Below are 17,992 nucleotides of genomic sequence, written 5' to 3' on the forward strand. Positions count from 1 at the left end.
CAGGGCAATTAAGCAGAAAAATGAACATTTTCCAAATTAAATGATTCTTTTTGGCCGCACACAGGGGGACAAGACGCGGTTTTTCCTGGCTGGATGATGGCCAATCGCCAAAAAACTGATCACGGTCTTTATTCTTGTGGCAGGCGCATGCAACACTTCGCGCCGCGGCGAAGCACGCACCCCAGCGCAACATGGACGCTCTGTGTAGAACATAAGGAAGTGGTGGGCATTTGATTCACAGAAAAGAACGCACCGAGTATTTGAAGAGCAATATCAAATACCTGATCAAAAGCCGCGGAGAGACGCAGCTGTCGTTGTGCAACGCGGCCGGCCTGACCAGAACCACGATCTACAACATTCTGGAAGGCAAGGTCGTTAACGTACAGCAGTCCACCATCCGCAAGATCTCGGATTTCTTCGGCGTTTCCTATGAAGAAATCGAGACCCTCGACTTCGAAGAAAAAGAGATCATCGACAGCAGTATTTCCCCCCAGGGCAACATGAACCCTGCTGCCGTGCCGATCATCAAGCAAAGCCAGGTCATGGCGAGCATGGACAAGCGCATTGGCGAACTCGCCACGCTGTACCCGCTGACCTACTACTTCGGCACTTCCTACAACTTGATAGCCGTGCTGCTGGAACATGCGATTGCCGGCGTCAACGAGCCGGGCGATTTGTTGATCGTGCAGAAAGGGACGTCGAGCGACGACAAGGAAAAGTTGGTGTACGACAGGCTCAGCAAAAAACTATTTATCACGGATCAAGCGTGTGTCAGCTCGGATCGTATCTGTGTGGTGGGAGATATCATCGAGGAGCGCTTCAATGACAACGTATGAGCACGAAGTCGAGAACAGCAAATACAAGTTGCTGGGGTTCGAGAATGACAAGAGCCTGGCGGTGATCATGGTGATCGCCACGGGCAAGATCATTCGGATAAAGCTGAGCGAAGTGCTGAACAGCGAAATCATGGACAATTTAAACAAAATGGAAGTGAAGAACATGTACAAGAAGTTCTACTCACAGGGCGGAGCGCTGACCGCGTACGACCTCAACGACCGCAACGAGAACTCATGGATGATTTACATCATCCTGAACCTGCTGCTCTTTACGTTCTATATCTTCACCAGCATCGCCGCGACCAAACCTATTTACCTGGAGTCGCTGGGCATTATCGTCACGCCCGGCACGTTCCTTTACCCGCTGACGTTTCTGATCGTGGACTTGCTCAACGAACAGTTCGGCCTGCGGCTGGCGAGACGGGCCATCCTGTTTGCGTTTGCCAGTAACGCGATGATCATCATCCTGCTCTACGGCTCGACCTTCCTCCCCGGCTTGCCAGGCTGGAAGCTCGACGGGCCTTACAACGACGTGATCATCCAGGTGTCGTCGGTGCTCATCGCCTCTTCGGTTTCGTTCCTGGTGTCGGAGAACATCAACTCGTACCTGCTGTGCAAGATCAAGGAGCTGACCAATTCCAGGTACCTGTTCCTGCGGATTTTCCTGAGTACGTTCTTCGCGGTGATCATCGACAGTTTCCTGTTCTGCTTCATCGCGTTCTACGGTGCCATGCAGACCAGCGACATCCTGAACATGATCTACGTGCAGATCGCGATCAAGGTTTGCTTTGCCTTCTTCAACATCCTGCCGGCCTATGGCGCCCGCTCGCTGTTCAAGCGCTACATCACGGGCGATACCCAGGCCCAACCGCACGCCAACTGATGATCGTTCCCACGCTCTGCGTGGGAATGCCGCCTTGGACGCTCCGCGTCCGCCTTTGTGACGCGGAGCGTCACGGGATGCGTTCCCACGCGGAGCGTGGGAACGATCGACATCACGCCAGTTTGCTTTTCAGGCTCTGCATGACGGCTGCCTTGTTTTCGAGGTAGTCGTTCAGGCCACGTGCGCGAAGGTTGCACGCGTCGCAGTTGCCACAACCCGTGCCGATAATGCCGTTGTAGCAGGTCAGGGTCTGGTTGCGGATCAGGTCCATCTGCTGGTGATCGTCCGCCAGGGCCCAGGTCTCTGCCTTGTTCAGCCACATCAACGGCGTTTCCAGGCGCACGTCGTATTCCATGCCCAGTTGCAGCGCTTTGTTCAGCGCCTTGACGAACTCGTCCCGGCAATCGGGATAGCCGGAGAAGTCGGTTTCACACACCCCGGTGATCACCGTTTCCGCCTTGACCTGGTAGGCGTAGATCGCCGCGAGGGTCAAAAACAGAATGTTCCTGCCTGGCACGAAGGTGCTCGGCAAACTCTCGCCCGAGCTGTTCACCGTGGGTACCGGAATGTTGTCGCGGGTCAGGCTGCTGATGGCCAGCTCGTTCAACAGCGACACATCCATCACTTTGTGAACGGTGGCGCCCAGCTGTTTGGCGAGTTTCTGTGCGACTTCGATTTCCGCCACATGGCGCTGGCCATAATCGAAGGTAATGCAGTGCACCTCGTCATACAGCGCCAGTGCCTGGATCAGGCAGGTGGTCGAATCCTGCCCACCACTGAATACGATAACGGCTTTTTTACTCATCACGCTGCTTCCTGCATTTGTAAGATTTGGCATAGTTTAAAGGCCCCTCAATAAAAAACCCCGCGCTTCTTTCGAAGGCGGGGTTTTTTACTGCTCGATCACTCAGTGAGCGTACGTCAGCAGCAACTCTTTCGGCACCTGGAAATCCAGGGACATCATCACGCTCAAGGCGGTGATGGTGAAGATCGAGAAGACGAACAGCTTGCGTGCCCAGACGGTGTCATCCACCGCCTTGTAGCCGGTCCAGGCCATGTACAACCAGTACATGCCCATGGCGGCGGCAACGGCGAGGTAGCTCATGCCGGCGTAGCCACTGAAGGTCAACATCAAGGTCGCCACGAGGAAGGCCAGGATGTAGAGCAGGATGTGTTTCTTGGCGACCTTGATGCCACGCTTGACCGGAAGAACCGGAATCGAGGCAGCCAGGTAGTCGTTGAAGCGGAAGATCGCGATGGCATAGGAGTGCGGCATCTGCCACAGGCTGAACATCACCAGTAGCACCAACGCGGCCATGTCGAAGCTATTGGTCACAGCCACATAACCAATCACCGGCGGCATCGCCCCCGACAGACTGCCCACCAGCGTGCCGTGAACCGACTTGCGCTTGAGGTACAGGCTGTAGAAGCCGACGTAGATGACGAAGCCGATCACGGCAAACAGCGCCGCCAGCGGGTTGGCCACCTTGTACAGCAACACCACGCCGGCGATACCCAGGATGGTCGCGAAGATCAGTGCCAGTTTCAGGGAGATAAGGCCCTGGACCAGCACACGATTCTTGGTGCGTTCCATCTTGATGTCGATATCGCGGTCGATGCAGTTGTTGAATACACAACCGGAAGCTACCACCAGGGACGTGCCGATCATCGCAGCCAGGAAAATGGCCAGATCGACATGCCCCTTGGAGGCCAGGAAGAAACCGCCTGCCACAGAAAGCACGTTACCGAAAATGATCCCCGGTTTGGTGATTTGGATAAAGTGCTTAAGCGACATCGGGTCTTACCTCACTTCGCCATCATGAACGTATGGATGCTGAACATGATCCATACCGACAGGCCAACCAGCAGGAGGATCACCAAACCTGCGAACACGAACGCAATCACGTTATCGCGCTGAGCCTTCGAGCGGTCCAGGTGCAGGAAGTACACCAGGTGAACCAGGACCTGGATCACCGCGAACGCCAGGACGATCATCAAGGTGATCGACTTCGGCAAGGTTGGGTACATCACCAGGCCGAACGGGATCAGCGTCAGGATGACCGACAGGATGAAGCCAATGGCGTACGACTTGACGCTGCCGTGGCTGTCATCATGGCTGTCATGGGAATGTGCATTAGCCATTACAGAGTCCCCATCAGGTAGACAACGGTGAAGACGCAGATCCAGACCACGTCCAGGAAGTGCCAGAACAGGCTCAGGCAGCTCAGGCGAGTCTTGTTGGTGTTGGTCAGGCCATGTTTGTTGACCTGATACATCATGGTCGCCATCCAGATCAGACCGGCAGTCACGTGCAGACCGTGGGTGCCTACCAGCGTGAAGAACGCCGACAGGAAGCCGCTACGGTGCGGGCCGTAACCTTCGGAGATCAGCAGGTGGAACTCGTTGACCTCCATGCCGATGAAGCCCAGGCCGAACAGGAAGGTCAGTGCCAACCAGCTCAGGACGCCTTTCTTGCTGCCCTTGTAGAAGGCCAGCATGGCGAAGCCGTAGGTGATCGAGCTGAACAACAGCAAGGCGGTTTCGCCGAGCACGTAAGGCAGTTCGAAGATGTCGTGGCCCGACGGGCCACCCGCTACGTTGTTTACCAGTACCGCGTACACCGCGAAGATCGACGCAAACAAGATGCAGTCGGTCATCAGGTAGAGCCAGAAACCGAATACGGTCATTGGCCCCGAGTCGTGGTGATGGTCATCGTGCCCATGGTCATCGACATGGGCGTGTCCAGCATTGGTCACTAAGTTCGACATGGTTTAAGCCTGTTCCAACGAGGTTTCAACACGGTTGGCCGGGATCTTCTTCTCGGCAACCAGGCGAGCGTGTTGCTCGGCTTCGATGCGTTCGATCACGTCGACCGGCACCATGTAGCCTTGGTCATCACGGGCAGCGTGAACGATGAAGTAGCCGATGGTGCCCACCAGGCTCACGATGGCCAGCCACCAGATGTGCCAGATCATCGCGAAACCGAACACGGTCAACAGCGCGCCCATCACAACGCCGGTAGCGGTGTTGTTAGGCATGTGGATCGGTTCGTAACGCGCAGGCTTCTGGTACGCAGTACCGTCTTCCTTGGCTTCGGTGAACGGATCGATGCTGTCAGCCTTCGGCAGTACGGCAAAGTTGTAGAACGGCGGTGGCGACGAAGTCGACCATTCCAGGGTGTGTGCATTCCATGGGTCGCCGGATTCGCACATGTTCTGCTTGCGATCACGCACGCTGACATACAGCTGGATCAGCTGGCAGGCGATACCCACAGCGATCATCAGTGCACCCACCATGGCAACGTACAGGTACGGTACCCACTCAGGGTTGGTCGTGGCGTTCAGACGACGGGTCATGCCCATGAAGCCCAGAGCGTAGAGCGGCATGAACGCGACGAAGAAGCCCGAGATCCAGAACCAGAATGCAGCCTTGCCCCAGCCTTCGTGCAGCTTGAAGCCGAACGCTTTCGGGAAGTAGAAGCTGAAACCTGCGATGTAGCCGAATACTGCGCCGCCGATGATCACGTTATGGAAGTGAGCAATGACGAACAGGCTGTTGTGCAGTACGAAGTCAGCACCCGGGATGGCCAGCAGTACGCCGGTCATGCCGCCGATCGCGAAGGTCACCATGAAGCCCAGGGTCCACAGAACCTGGCTGGTGATACGCAGACGACCGTGATAGATGGTGAATAGCCAGTTAAATAGCTTCACCCCCGTCGGGATGGAAATCAGCATCGTCGCCAGTCCGAAGAACGCGTTGACGCTGGCCCCCGAACCCATGGTGAAGAAGTGGTGCAGCCAAACCATGAAGCCCAGTACCGAGATCGCGCCCGAGGCGTAGATCATCGAGTGGTGACCGAACAGACGCTTGCCCGAGAAGGTCGAGATCACTTCAGAGAAGATACCGAACGCTGGCAGGATCAGGATGTACACCTCAGGGTGACCCCATGCCCAGAACAGGTTCACGTACATCATTGGATTGCCACCAAGTTCATTGGTGAAAATGTGGAAATCCAGGTAACGGTCAAGCGACAGCAACGCCATGGTTGCAGCCAGGATCGGGAACGATGCAACGATCAGTACGTTGGCCCAGGTGCAGGTCCAGGTGAAGATCGGCATGTCCATCAGCTTCATGCCAGGGGCGCGCATTTTCAAGACGGTGGCCAGGAAGTTGACCCCCGTCAGTGTCGTCCCGAGTCCTGATAACTGTAGCGCCCAGATGTAGTAATCCACACCCACGCCCGGACTGTAGGCCAGGCCCGACAATGGCGGATACGCAACCCAACCGGTCTTGGCGAATTCGCCGACGCCCAGGGACAGGTTGATCAGCACTACGCCGGATACCAGCAGCCAGAAGCTCAGGGAGTTCAGGAACGGGAACGCAACGTCACGCGCACCGATCTGCAGCGGCAAGGCAAGGTTCATCAGGCCGGTGAAGAAAGGCATCGCCATGAAGATGATCATGATCACACCGTGGGCGGTGAAGATCTGGTCATAGTGTTCAGGAGGCAGGTAGCCAGGCGAACCCTCGGTGGCCATGGCCAACTGGGTACGCATCATGATGGCGTCGGCAAAACCACGCAGCAGCATGACCATGGCAACGATGACGTACATGACGCCGATTTTCTTGTGGTCGACCGAAGTCAGCCACTCGGTCCACAGGTAGGTCCACTTCTTGAAGTAAGTGATACCTGCAAACAGTGCCAGACCACCCAGCGCGATCATGGCGATGGTCACCATCACGATCGGCTCGTGGAACGGGACCGCATCCCAACTTAATTTACCAAACATCGTTTACTCCTCTGCCCCAGCAGTTGAATGCGAGCCCGTGTCAGAACCTTCAACCGCGGCCACTTCTTTCTTCTCGTGCTCGATCGGCTTGCCTGGCTTCATACCTTCGTACTTGTCGACGATTTTCTGAAACAGGTCCGGCTCGTACGTGGAGTACAGGGCGACTGGGTTGTTCTGGCTTGGTTTGGCAAGGGCGTCGTATTCAGCTTGATCAAGCTGTTTAGGTGCGGCCTTGACTTCGGCTACCCAGGCGTTGAAATCTTCCTGGCTCGTCGAGATCGCTTTGAATTTCATGCCGGTGAAGCCAGCACCGCTGTAGTTGGCGGAGATGCCTTCCATTTCAGCTTTCTCGTTCGCGATCAGGTGCAGACGGGTCTGCATGCCTGCCATCGCGTAGATCTGGCCACCCAGTGCAGGGATGAAGAACGAGTTCATCACGGCGTCGGAGGTGATCCGGAAGTTAAGCGGGGTGTTCTCCGGGAACCGGATCTGGTTCACAGTGGCGATACCCAGGTCCGGGTAGATGAACAGCCACTTCCAGTCCAGCGCGACCACTTCGATGTTGATCGGCTTGACGTCGGAGTCCAGCGGACGGTACGGGTCCAGCTCATGGGTCGACTTATAGGTGATGTAACCCAGGGCGATGATGATGAGGATCGGCACCAGCCACACCGCGATTTCAATCTTGGTGGAGTGCGACCACTTCGGCGCGTAGGTGGCGCTGGTGTTCGACGCGCGGTATTTCCAGGCGAACGCGAACGTCATGATGATCACGGGCACCACGACCAACAGCATCAGCAGGGTGGCGGTGATGATCAGGTTGCGTTGATCCAGACCGACCTGACCTTTAGGGTCGAGCAAGGTCCACTTGCAGCCTCCCAGCATTAACATCATGCCAAGCAGCGGCAAAAAGCCTAGTAATCGGGGGTACCTGTTTTTACTCATCTCACGACCTCTAAAGCAGCTTGCGCAATGCAGTTGGGTTTTGATCGCCAACACTTCACCCTGCCAAGGGTTGGCATTTCTCTTCGATTGAATAAGGGCCTGCCCGTCGCACCTTGCGCGAATCGACACGTCCCGGGCTAGCGGTGAGTTCTTATTCGAATTCGTTGGTCAAAGGCCTTGTTACAGACCAATTCCATTTGGTGCGGATAGTTGAAAGGCTGCCGGCACCTGGGGTCGCATGAAACGTTACATCCGCTTCTCGACCGCCCTAGTTTGCTCAGGGGTGAGCAGCACCGGACATTCAGTGCGGGCGATTGTAGTTAGCTAGCGATGTATAAACCATGTCTTATCCAGAAATAATTTTTATCGTTTCCAGCAATAATCCTTCACCATTATTGCAAAGGTCCGCGATCGTATCGCGTTTGATTCTCGACAAAAACCACAAAAAATGCCGTGTTATTGGGCAATCTGCCACATCCCTTACAGCCTGTAAGGGCATCGAAAACGGATCCAAGTCCCCTAAAAACAAGGCATTCGGACATCGGGCAATGTCGCCGACCGCACGCCACTCGCGGCGTCGGCCAGACGACGAACTGACAGCCATAAAACGCCGCTTCATGCAAATTTATGGCGCGTTTACGAGCGTCAGAAACGTCCTGCGACAGCTTCCGTGTGACAACATGTCGCACGCTGCGCACACCCAAACTTGCCCCGCGTCACGGCCTCTTCACAAATGCCTACAAACAAAAACGCCCCAGCCTTCTTTAGAGGAAGGCCGGGGCGTTGAGTTGTAACCGCTTAGGCTTTGCCCTGGCGATTACGGTGAATGCCCAGTGGCACCAGGATCACCGTCAGCACAAAGGCCACCAGCGCCCACTGGGCCAGGGACAGGCCGAGCACGGGCGGGTACGGCGTCTCACAGAAGCCGTCGACCTGGAACCCCAGGGGAAATACCGAGGCCAGCGGCAAGCCATCGACAATCGGTTGCAGCACGTCGATGCCGCAGCTGACCTTCGGAAAGAACTGGATGTACACGTGATAGCCGGCAGCGGCGACGCCCCCCAGGGCGCTGAGGGTCACCAGTGCTTCAAACACCGTGACACTGCGGGTGGTGCGCATGGCGGCACCGATGAAGGCGAAGATCGCGATCAGCAGCAAGGCATAACGTTGCAGGATGCACAGCGGGCAAGGGGCCTCGCCCAGCACCACCTGCATGTACAGCGCCCCACCGATCAGCGCCAGGCAGATGATGCCCAGCAGTACCAGAAAGCGTCGCTCCCTGCCCAAACGCAATTCGTCGATCATCCCCGTTTCCCTTTAGCCAATGATGGTTGTGCCAATGGCCGCAAGTTTACACGCGGACGGTGAAAGTTGAGCAGTTGGCGTGTGGAGGTTTAAACAGGAGGCATTAACAGGAGATTAATCAGGGAAAATGGAGATCAAAATGTGGGAGCGGGCTTGCTCGCGAAGGCGGTGTATCAGACACACATTCAGTGACTGACACTCCGCTTTCGCGAGCAAGCCCGCTCCCACATTTTTGACCGAGTAAGTTATTCCAGAGCCGACGCCGGCCCAAAGAACTCATACCGGCTCTGCGCTTCCGGCACACCCAGGACCTTCAAGTGACGCTTGATCGCCGCCATGAAGCCTTTAGGCCCCAGGAAGTACGCATCCACATCGCGCTCCTGGGGCAACCACGCCGCCAGTTGCTCCTGGCTCAGCATCCCGACCTTGTCCGCCGCCGGGCTCACGCCATCATCCTCGGCGTAGCAATAGAAGCGCTTGAGTTGCGGATGCTGCGCGGCCAGGCCATCCACCCATTCGCGGAACGCATGCACGCCGCCATTACGCGCGCAGTGGATAAAGTGAATCGGACGCTCGGTGGCCAGCGCCGCTTCGAGCATCGGCAATGTTGGCGTGATGCCCACGCCGCCGCTGATCAGCACCAATGGCTTGTCGCTGGCCGCCAGGGTGAACTCCCCCGAAGGCGGGAACAGATCGATGGTCGCACCCACCTGGAACTGGTCATGCAGGTAGTTCGACACCCGCCCACCGGCTTCGCGCTTGACGCTGATGCGGTACTGGCCCGAATCGCCACGCGCCGACAGGGAATAGTTGCGGCGCACTTCCTCGCCCTCCAGTACCAGCTTCATGCCGATGTACTGCCCAGGCTCGGCGGCCAGGATCGGGCCGTTATCCACAGGCGCGAAGTAAAACGAGATAATTTCCGCGCTCTCCTCCACACGCTTGACCAAGGTGAACGGCCGCGCGCCACGCCAGCCGCCCGGTGCTTGTTCCTTCTCTTTATAGATAGCCGCCTCGGCACCGATCAGGATGTCGGCCAATTGGCCATAGGCGGCGCCCCAGGCACTCATCACTTCAGGGGTGGCGATTTCGCTGCCCAGCACTTCGGAAATTGCCCGCAGCAGGCAGGTACCGACAATCGGGTAATGCTCCGGCAGGATCTGCAGGGCCACGTGCTTGTTGATGATCTTCGCCACCAGATCGCCCAACTGGTCGAGTTGGTCGATATGCCGGGCGTACATCAGCACGCCGTTGGCCAAGGCCCGGGGCTGGTCGCCGCTGGCCTGGTGGGCCTGGTTGAACAGCGGGCGTACTTCTGGGTATTCGGACAGCATCATCCGGTAGAAATGGGTGATCAAGGCTTCGCCGCCACTTTCCAGCAGGGGCACGGTGGATTTGACGATGGCACGGTCTTGGGCACTAAGCATGGCAGACTCCTGAGTCTTCTTACTGAATACCCTTTACTACTCAGTATTCATGCCAACTAATAAATCCTTATAAATCAAATACTTAATATTAATGTAGTCAGTATGACTTCCTACGCTATATAGTCACTATGACCACAAGGAGTCATTATGACTGCGAAGCCGCTGCTCACCACCCTGCTGCCCCTGGTCGCCGACCTGTCCCGCGAGTTGCCCGAAGGCGAGCGTTACCGGCGCCTGCTCCAGGCCATGCGCGCCCTGCTGCCCTGCGACGCGGCCGCCCTGCTGCGCCTCGACGGCGAATGGCTGGTGCCGCTGGCGGTGGATGGCTTGAGTACCGACACCCTCGGCCGGCGCTTCAAGGTCAGCGAACATCCGCGTTTCGCCGTGCTGCTCAGCAGCCCCGGCCCTACCCGCTTTGAAAGCGACAGCGAACTGCCCGACCCCTATGACGGCCTGGTGGATGGCCTGCACGGGCATCTGGAAGTCCACGACTGCATGGGCTGCCCGCTGTTTGTCGACGACCGGCCCTGGGGCCTGCTGACCCTCGACGCCCTGGATACCGAGCGCTTCGAACGGGTGGAACTGGACGCCCTGCAAGCCTTCGCCAGCCTCGCCGCCGCCACCGTCAATGTCGCTGAACGCATTGAACGCCTGGCCCTGCGTGCCGAAGACGAACACCAGCGCGCCGAAATCTACCGCCAGGCCAGCGGCCAGCAGCACAAGGAAATGATCGGCCAGAGCAAGAGCCACAAACGCCTGGTGGAAGAAATCAACCTGGTGGGTGGCAGTGACCTGACGGTATTGATCACCGGCGAGACCGGCGTGGGCAAGGAGCTGGTGGCCCAGGCGATCCATGCTGCATCAAACCGCGCCGAGAAACCGCTGATCAGCCTCAACTGCGCCGCCCTGCCGGAAACCCTGGTGGAAAGCGAACTGTTCGGCCACGTGCGCGGGGCGTTTACCGGCGCGCTCAACGAACGCCGGGGCAAGTTCGAGCTGGCGAATGGCGGCACGCTGTTTCTTGATGAAGTGGGCGAGTTGTCCCTCACCGTGCAGGCCAAGCTGCTGCGGGTGCTGCAAAGTGGCCAGTTGCAGCGCCTGGGGTCTGACAAGGAGCACCAGGTGGATGTGCGCCTGATCGCTGCCACTAACCGGGATCTGGCCGAAGAAGTACGCAGCGGCCGCTATCGTGCCGACTTCTATCACCGTTTAAGCGTGTATCCCCTGCAAGTGCCAGCCCTGCGTGAGCGCGGTCGCGATGTGCTGTTGCTGGCGGGCTTTTTCCTTGAACAGAACCGCTCACGCATGGGCCTGGGCAGCCTGCGCCTGACCAGCGATGCCCAGGCGGCACTGCTGGCTTATACCTGGCCGGGGAATGTGCGCGAACTGGAACACTTGATCGGCCGCAGCGCCTTGAAAGCCCTGGGTAACTGCCGGGAGCGCCCGAAGATTCTCAGCCTCAGCGCGGCGGATCTGGACTTGCCGAACGCCACCGCGCCACCGCTCGAAGCGCAGCCCGACCCCGTGCCGGACGTCACCGGCGACCTGCGCCTGGCCACCGAGAACTACCAGCGCCAGGTCATCAGCGCCTGCCTGGAACGCCACCAGCACAACTGGGCCAGTGCCGCCCGCGAGCTGGGCCTGGACCGGGCCAACCTGGGACGAATGGCCAAGCGCCTGGGCCTGAAGTAATGAACGGTGATTCTCAGGTAAAGGAGATCAAATGTGGGAGCTGTCGAGCCCCCACACTAAACCTGCTTCGCCTTGTAGATTGGATTGATCGGCGCGCCAGCCTTGGGCTTGCGAAACACCAACACATTCCCCAGCATCACCAGCACCAACCCCGCCAACGCCGGCGCCGTCCACTGATAGCCCTCGGCAAACGCCGAGACGTTCAACGCCACCACCGGGAACAGCACGGTGCAATACGCCGCCCGCTCCGGCCCCATGCGCCCGACCAGAGTCAGGTAGGCGGTAAAGCCAATCACCGAACCCGGGATCACCAGGTACAGCAGCGAACCGATGTACCGGCTGTTCCATTCCATGTCGAACGGAATGCCCTGCACCGCGCAGTACATCGCCAGCATCGACGCACCATAGGCCATGCCCCAGGCATTGGTGGTCAGTGGCTTGAGGCCCGCCTTCTGCTGCAGGCTCGACAGCATATTGCCCGCCGAGAAACACATGGTGCCGAGCAATGCCAAACCCAGGCCGAGCAAGGTTTGCGGGCTGGCGGTGTGCCCCACCAGTTCCGGCCAGAACAACAGCCCGAGGCCGAGCAAGCCAAGGCCGCCGCCCATCAACACATTGCGTGCGACCTTCTGCCCGAAGAACACCCGGGCGTTCAGCGCGTTCCACAAGGTGGCCGTCGAGAACACCACCGCCACCAGGCCGCTGGGAATCCACTGGCTGGCGGTCAGGAAGCACATGAAGTTGACGCAAAACAGGCACAGGCCCTGGGCCAGGCAGATCAGATGCCCGCGCCGGTTCATCACCTGCAGCTTGCGGCTGAGCAGCAGCATCACGAACAGCACCAGCGCCGCGAGGCCAAAGCGATAGACGATGGACACCGGAATCGCCACCACGCCCAGTTGCCACTTGAGGGCAATCCAGGTGGTGCCCCAGATCAATACGGTGAGTAAATACAGGAAAAGGTTCATGGCGGGCTCCGAGGGTTGAGCCACAGTTTCGCCCCTGGCGGCACCAGGTCTCTTGCACATTCTTGCGCTTTTGTCGGCTGCCGGGATCACAGCCGCCGCCGCTGGGAGTAGGATGCAAGCCGTCAGAGAGTACGAATATGCCGCCACTGGAAACCCTGCAAGTCTTTCAATCCCTCAACCGCTCGCCCAACGCTCGCCTCGAGCTGTGCGCCGAGCTCGGTGACGGCTTGTCTGCAGCCTTGTGGAGCAACCATCACGACGCCCAGGATTACGAAGCCCCCGAGCACCACACCTTGTCCTGCTACATCGGCGGTGGCACCGGCACCTTTCGCCGCGACCAGCCCGGCACCAAGGGCGGCCCGGACAAGCTGTGCATCCTGCCGGCCGAGCATCAGTCGGCCTGGGTGATCAACGGCGAAATCCGCCTGGCCCACGTGTATTTCAGCCCCGAGCAATTCGCCCTGGGCTGCGTCACCTTGCTGGACCGCGAACCCCGCGAGTTGCAACTGCGCGAGAGCACCTTCCTCGACGATGCGCGGCAGGCCCGGCGTTTTCACCAGTTGATCAGCCTGAACTGGAAAGAGCCCGGCGAACGCCTGCTGACCAGCAGCCTGGCCCATGAGATGCTCAGCCATACCTTGCTCAGCCAGGTGGGGATGCGCGAGGGTTTGCGTTTGAAAGGCGGGCTGGCCGCCCACCAGCGCCGGCAACTGGTGGAGCACATCGACCAGCAACTGGCGGAGCCGATCAGCCTGGGGCAGTTGGCAGGCTTGTGTGCGTTGTCGGAGTACCACTTTGCGCGGATGTTTCGCGAGAGTTTTGGACTGCCGCCCCATCAATACCTGCTGGCGCGGCGCCTGGCCCGCGCCCGGGAGTTGTTGCGGGGTGGGTCGTTGCCGCTGGGCGAGATTGCCCTGGCGTGCGGATTTTCCAGCGCGAGCCACTTTACCAACCGGTTCCGCCAGGCGATGGGCGCCACCCCTGGTGAATACCGGCAGGCGTTCCTGCCTTGAAATGCAATCTGCCTGACAGCACAGGTCCAATGTGGGAGCGGGCTTGCTCGCGAAAGCGGTGTGACAGTCAACACATGTACTGACTGAACCAGCGCATTCGCGAGCAAGCCCGCTCCCACCTTTGAACTTCAGTGCTCAATAGTCCGTGCTGTTGGCCAGTGCCGTGGCCAGGCGGTTTTCCAGCGCCTTGACCCGCGCGCCTGCGACCACGTAATTGTTGGTCACCATCGAAAACACCAGCTTGCGCCCATTGGCATCGGTGACATACCCGGTCAACGACGACACGCCGCTCATGGAGCCGGTCTTGCCGTGCAGGTTGTTTTCCGCAGCGGTGCCCCGCAGGCGGTAACGCAGGCTGCCGCCCACCAGTCGCTGCGGATTACCGGCAACCGGCAACGCGTTGTACCAGGCGTTGAACCAGGGCTGTTTGCTGGCGGCCAGCAGCACATCCGTGAGGTTCTGCGACGACACCAGGTTACGCCTGGACAACCCTGAACCGTCCACCTGGTTCAACGTCGCCGTATCAATCCCCTGACGCTTCAGGAACCCGGCCACCGCCGCCACACCGGCAGGCGCCGTACCGGCATTCACGGTCTTGCGCCCCATGCTCTTGAGCAAGGCTTCAGACATGTTGTTATTGGAAAGCTTGAGCAACGGCGTGATCAGTTCCTGCAACGGCGCCGACTCATGCAGCGCGAGCACCGTCGCCGTGGTCGGCGTCACCCCCCCGATCATCCGACGCCCCTGCACGACAATCCCCTGCTGCGCCAAGGCCTGTTCAAACAGGTTGGCCACCAGTTGCGTCGGCTCCCACACACTGACCAGTTGCGGGCTCTGCCTGCCCGGCGCCAGCGCGCCACTGAGGCGCAACAGGTTGGTGCCGTGCTGGCGATTGATTCCATAGCTGTTGCCTGTGCCGCTGACCGCACGGTTGCTGAGCTGCACGTAATCGGTAGCCGGGCTGATCTCCACCGTCACCGGGCGCCCTGCCACGACCGGCGCCCTGGCCGTGACCAGCAGGGAGCCCGCATCAAAGTCGTCATTGGGCGACACCGTCAGCGCCGAAATCTGCGCGCCGTAGTAGGTGCTTTCATCGTCCTGGGACCAGTCGGTGCCCAGGCGCTCGGCGTCGAAGAACGTGTCGTCGAACACCAGGTCGCCCCGCACCTGCCGGATGCCCTGCTGCGCCAGGTTGGCCGCCAGCGCCTGGTAGTCCGCCCACTGGATCGTCGGGTCGCCCAGGCCGCGCAGGTAGAGGTTACCGTCAAGCACCGCGCCCTGGCGGATGCCGTCGCTCAACAGTTGCGTGGAAAACCGATACTGCGGCCCCAGCACATCCATCGCCGCCGCAGTGGTCAACAGCTTGAGGCTCGAAGCCGGGCTCAGCCGCGTACGCGGGTTGTGCTGGTAGAGCGTGTTGCCACTGCGGGCATCGCGCACCATCAGCGACACGCTGGCGCCGTGCAGTGCCGGGTCGGCCAGCAACTGGTCGAGGCTGGCGCTGGTGGAAATTTTCGGCGCCGTGGCGCAACCGCCCAGCAACAAGCTCAAGCCCAGCAGCAGCCCGCCGGTGTGTATCCATCGCCCCAACTGCATCGCTATCGTGTTCCCGCAAAGTCATTAATGGCGGCCACGCTAGCAGCTCGACAACCGTATGGCGAGGCAGCCGGCTACCGCGCCATACGGTGTAGCCGAATTTAGAACGTCAGGGTGCTGGACACCGACACCTGCCGCGCATCGCCGATGGACACGAACTGGGTGTTCACGGCCGAGGTGTAATAGGTACGGTCAAACAGGTTCTTCACGTTGAGCTGGAACTTGACCTTCTGCCCCTCGATTTTAGTGTCATAGGTGGCGAACGCATCGGCCACGGTGTAGCTCGGCAGTTCGAAGCTGTTGGCCGCGTCCCCTGCACGCTCGCCGACATAACGTGCCCCGGCGCCGACCCGCAGTTGGTCGCCATCGAGAATGCTGCCGAAGTCATACACCGCCGACAGCGAGCCAGTGTTCTTCGCCACGTTTTGCAGGCGATTACCTTTGTATTCCGGGTCTTCGGTAACCTCTGCATCGGTGTAGGCATAGCTGCCGATCACGCTCCACTTATCCGTCAGTTGGCCGCTGGCATCCAGTTCCAGGCCTCGGGAGCGCACTTTGCCGGCGACGCTGTAGACCGAGGTCAGGCCATCGCCGACCTGCACCAGCACGTTGCGTTTTTCGATGTTGAACAGGGCGGCGCTGGCGGTGATGCGCCCCGGTATATCGAGCTTGGTCCCCAACTCCCAGGACTTCGACTGCTCCGGCTCAAGGCTGCCATCCAGCACACTTTTGTTCGCCAGCGGTGCGATGGTGGAGTTGGGCTTGAACGACTCGGTGTAGCTGCCATAGAACGACAGCTCGTCAGTGTAGCGGTACACCAAGCCCGCGCGTGGCACCCACTTCTGGCCATTGCCGTCGGTGTTGGCGGTGAACGGGACACCCTTGCCGGCGTATTGGTCGTACATCTGATAACGCGCGCCACCCACCAGGATCCACTGGTCGGTGAGGTGGATCGCATCCTGCAGGAACAGCGAGTCGCTGCGCAGCAGGTCCATCTGGTTGCTGTCCGGCGCGCTGACGGTGGTGCCCGCCACTTCATTGCCATAGACCGGATCGTTGTAGTTGAACGTGCCACGGGGCGCCTGGCGGATCAGGTCGGCCCGGTAGATCTTGCGGTACTCGTCATCCAGGCCGAAGGTCAGGTCGTGCTGCATGCCCGCGACGTTGACCTTGCCTTCAAGGCTGGCGGTGGCGAAGCGGTCGGTGGTCAGTGCGCCCTGGGTGCCGTCCATGCTGCGGGTCAGGGTGCCATTGGCGTTGACCTTGACCACACGCACCTGGCTGGCGTCGTAGGTCTCGCGGTTCCAGCTGTAGCCGAAGTGGGCTTTCCAGTCGTCATTCAAATCGTGGTCGGCCTCGAAGCGGTACAGGTCGGAGCGGCCTTCCATGTTGTTGAAGGGCTCGTCCAGGCGGCGAGTCGACGGGATGTTGAGCGGGTGGTTGGTCTTGGGGTCGATGGCGGTGCCCCGGTCGAACGGCGAGAGAAACTCCCGGTGCTCATAGGCAAACAACAGCTTGGTGTTGTCGCCGTACCAGGCCAGCGACGGTGCGATCAGGCTCTCGCGGTGAGTGCCGTAGTTGCGCCAGTAATCTTCGTCTTCGTGATCGACGATCAAGCGGTACGCCAACCCGCTGTCACCGATGGGCCCTGTGGTGTCGAGGTTGCCGCCGCTGCCGTTCTTGCCGTCGCCAAAGGTCGAGCCGCGCACGGTCAGCGAGGTGGATTGGATCAGCTCGGGTTTCTTGCTGACGATATTGACCACGCCGCCCGGATCCTGGATGCCATACAGCAACGACGACGGGCCCTTGAGCACTTCGACGCGCTCGGCGGTGGAATTCAGCGCGCGGCCCTGCACCAGCGGCATGCCGTCCTGCATGATCGAACCGTTTCGGTTGTCACCAAAACCCCGCAGCATCACCGCGTCCTGGGTGCTGCCCAAGGTGTTGGCCTGGGTGATGCCACTGATGTTGGTCAGGGCATCGTCGAGGTTGCGCGGCTGTTGATCGCGCATCACCTGGGCCGGTACAACGTTGACAGTCTGTGGGGTTTCCAGCAGCAGGCCGTGGGAACGCATCACCGAACTGGTAGGCGGCGGTTGATAGCTGGTGGTATCCGAGGCCAGGGCGGCACCGTTGATGGTGGTGGCGCCGAGGTTCAGCGCGCCGTCGGTGGGCAGCGGTTCCAGGGCCAGGGTGCGGGCGTCGATCTGGCGGAAGGTGAAGCCGGAATTACCCAGCAGGCGTTGCATGGCCTGGGCCGCACTCATCTGCCCGGTGATGGCCGGGGCCTTGATGGCGTACGGCGCTTCGTCGGTGTAGACCACGCTGATGCCGGTCACCCGGGTGAAGTCGCTCAAGGCCTGGGGCAGCGGCTTGGCGGCCAGGGCAAAGTTGAACAGCGTGCTCTGCTGCTGCGCCTCGGCCGCCTGCGCCACGCCCAGGGGCAACAGCGCCAGCCCCGAAACTGCCAATACCGAGGCTCCCAGCCAATGTTTAACCGAACCCGCCGACGTTGCCCTGGACTTCATGCTTGAGAA

Annotated in this window: 15 protein-coding genes and 1 pseudogene; 5 read left to right on the plus strand and 11 right to left on the minus strand. The window is 59.7% G+C overall.

Annotated elements, in window-relative coordinates:
* The first annotated feature begins 230 nt into the window (after positions 1 to 230).
* Positions 231 to 836: a helix-turn-helix transcriptional regulator gene (locus V6607_RS27225; protein ID WP_003216382.1), complete on the plus strand. Its 606-nt coding sequence runs from the start codon at positions 231 to 233 to the stop codon at positions 834 to 836.
* On the plus strand, positions 823 to 1,719 hold the full coding sequence (locus V6607_RS27230; RefSeq protein WP_134327286.1) for a queuosine precursor transporter: 897 nt from the start codon (positions 823 to 825) through the stop codon (positions 1,717 to 1,719). The genes V6607_RS27225 and V6607_RS27230 overlap by 14 nt, the downstream gene beginning before the upstream one ends.
* A 112-nt stretch (positions 1,720 to 1,831) precedes the next feature.
* Here the strand turns inward: V6607_RS27230 and queC are convergent, their stop codons facing one another.
* From queC to cyoA, 6 genes are all read right to left on the minus strand, one after another.
* Complete coding sequence (gene queC, locus V6607_RS27235; RefSeq protein ID WP_087692810.1) at positions 1,832 to 2,524, minus strand: 7-cyano-7-deazaguanine synthase QueC; 693 nt, start codon at positions 2,522 to 2,524, stop codon at positions 1,832 to 1,834.
* Between the two features lie 102 nt (positions 2,525 to 2,626).
* Positions 2,627 to 3,514, minus strand: coding sequence for a heme o synthase (cyoE, locus tag V6607_RS27240; protein ID WP_003216376.1), 888 nt, complete (start codon positions 3,512 to 3,514; stop codon positions 2,627 to 2,629).
* An 11-nt stretch (positions 3,515 to 3,525) separates the two neighbouring features.
* The gene (cyoD, locus tag V6607_RS27245; RefSeq protein WP_003216374.1) at positions 3,526 to 3,861 is read right to left on the minus strand and encodes a cytochrome o ubiquinol oxidase subunit IV; all 336 of its coding nucleotides are present in this window, start codon (positions 3,859 to 3,861) and stop codon (positions 3,526 to 3,528) included.
* A complete protein-coding gene (locus V6607_RS27250) occupies positions 3,861 to 4,487 on the minus strand; it encodes a cytochrome o ubiquinol oxidase subunit III (protein ID WP_008435616.1) in 627 nt (208 codons plus the stop codon). Before V6607_RS27250 ends, cyoD begins: the two co-directional genes overlap by 1 nt.
* A gap of 3 nt (positions 4,488 to 4,490) precedes the next feature.
* Positions 4,491 to 6,509 carry a cytochrome o ubiquinol oxidase subunit I gene (gene cyoB / locus V6607_RS27255; RefSeq protein WP_003216371.1) on the minus strand — a complete coding sequence of 673 codons (2,019 nt, stop codon included), beginning with the start codon at positions 6,507 to 6,509 and terminating at the stop codon, positions 4,491 to 4,493.
* Positions 6,510 to 6,512: 3 nt separating this feature from the next.
* Complete coding sequence (cyoA, locus tag V6607_RS27260) at positions 6,513 to 7,454, minus strand: ubiquinol oxidase subunit II (RefSeq protein ID WP_008435619.1); 942 nt, start codon at positions 7,452 to 7,454, stop codon at positions 6,513 to 6,515.
* Between the two features lie 27 nt (positions 7,455 to 7,481).
* Between cyoA and V6607_RS27265 the strand changes: the two are divergent.
* A pseudogene (locus V6607_RS27265) lies at positions 7,482 to 7,696 on the plus strand (hypothetical protein).
* 556 nt (positions 7,697 to 8,252) lie between these two features.
* Here V6607_RS27265 and V6607_RS27270 read toward each other — a convergent pair.
* Both V6607_RS27270 and hmpA read right to left on the minus strand, forming a co-directional pair.
* Positions 8,253 to 8,759 (minus strand): disulfide bond formation protein B, encoded by a 507-nt coding sequence (locus V6607_RS27270; protein WP_134327287.1) that lies wholly within the window; start codon positions 8,757 to 8,759, stop codon positions 8,253 to 8,255.
* A 245-nt stretch (positions 8,760 to 9,004) separates the two neighbouring features.
* On the minus strand, positions 9,005 to 10,186 hold the full coding sequence (hmpA, locus tag V6607_RS27275; protein WP_134327288.1) for an NO-inducible flavohemoprotein: 1,182 nt from the start codon (positions 10,184 to 10,186) through the stop codon (positions 9,005 to 9,007).
* A gap of 147 nt (positions 10,187 to 10,333) precedes the next feature.
* Between hmpA and norR the strand changes: the two genes are divergently transcribed.
* Complete coding sequence (gene norR / locus V6607_RS27280; protein WP_134327289.1) at positions 10,334 to 11,878, plus strand: nitric oxide reductase transcriptional regulator NorR; 1,545 nt, start codon at positions 10,334 to 10,336, stop codon at positions 11,876 to 11,878.
* Between the two features lie 56 nt (positions 11,879 to 11,934).
* Here norR and V6607_RS27285 read toward each other — a convergent pair whose 3' ends face one another.
* Positions 11,935 to 12,846, minus strand: coding sequence for a DMT family transporter (locus V6607_RS27285; RefSeq protein ID WP_008435625.1), 912 nt, complete (start codon positions 12,844 to 12,846; stop codon positions 11,935 to 11,937).
* Between the two features lie 137 nt (positions 12,847 to 12,983).
* Between V6607_RS27285 and V6607_RS27290 the strand changes: the two genes are divergently transcribed.
* Positions 12,984 to 13,859, plus strand: coding sequence for an AraC family transcriptional regulator (locus tag V6607_RS27290; protein WP_134327290.1), 876 nt, complete (start codon positions 12,984 to 12,986; stop codon positions 13,857 to 13,859).
* 135 nt (positions 13,860 to 13,994) lie between these two features.
* Here V6607_RS27290 and dacB read toward each other — a convergent pair whose 3' ends face one another.
* Entirely contained in the window at positions 13,995 to 15,455 is a 1,461-nt protein-coding gene (dacB, locus tag V6607_RS27295) for a D-alanyl-D-alanine carboxypeptidase/D-alanyl-D-alanine-endopeptidase (protein ID WP_134327291.1), read from the minus strand.
* A 101-nt stretch (positions 15,456 to 15,556) separates the two neighbouring features.
* Entirely contained in the window at positions 15,557 to 17,983 is a 2,427-nt protein-coding gene (locus V6607_RS27300) for a TonB-dependent receptor (RefSeq protein ID WP_134327292.1), read from the minus strand.
* Positions 17,984 to 17,992 lie beyond the last annotated feature (9 nt).

Origin of the sequence: Pseudomonas sp. KK18, assembly GCF_037094675.1 — a bacterium.
Taxonomy (GTDB): domain Bacteria; phylum Pseudomonadota; class Gammaproteobacteria; order Pseudomonadales; family Pseudomonadaceae; genus Aquipseudomonas.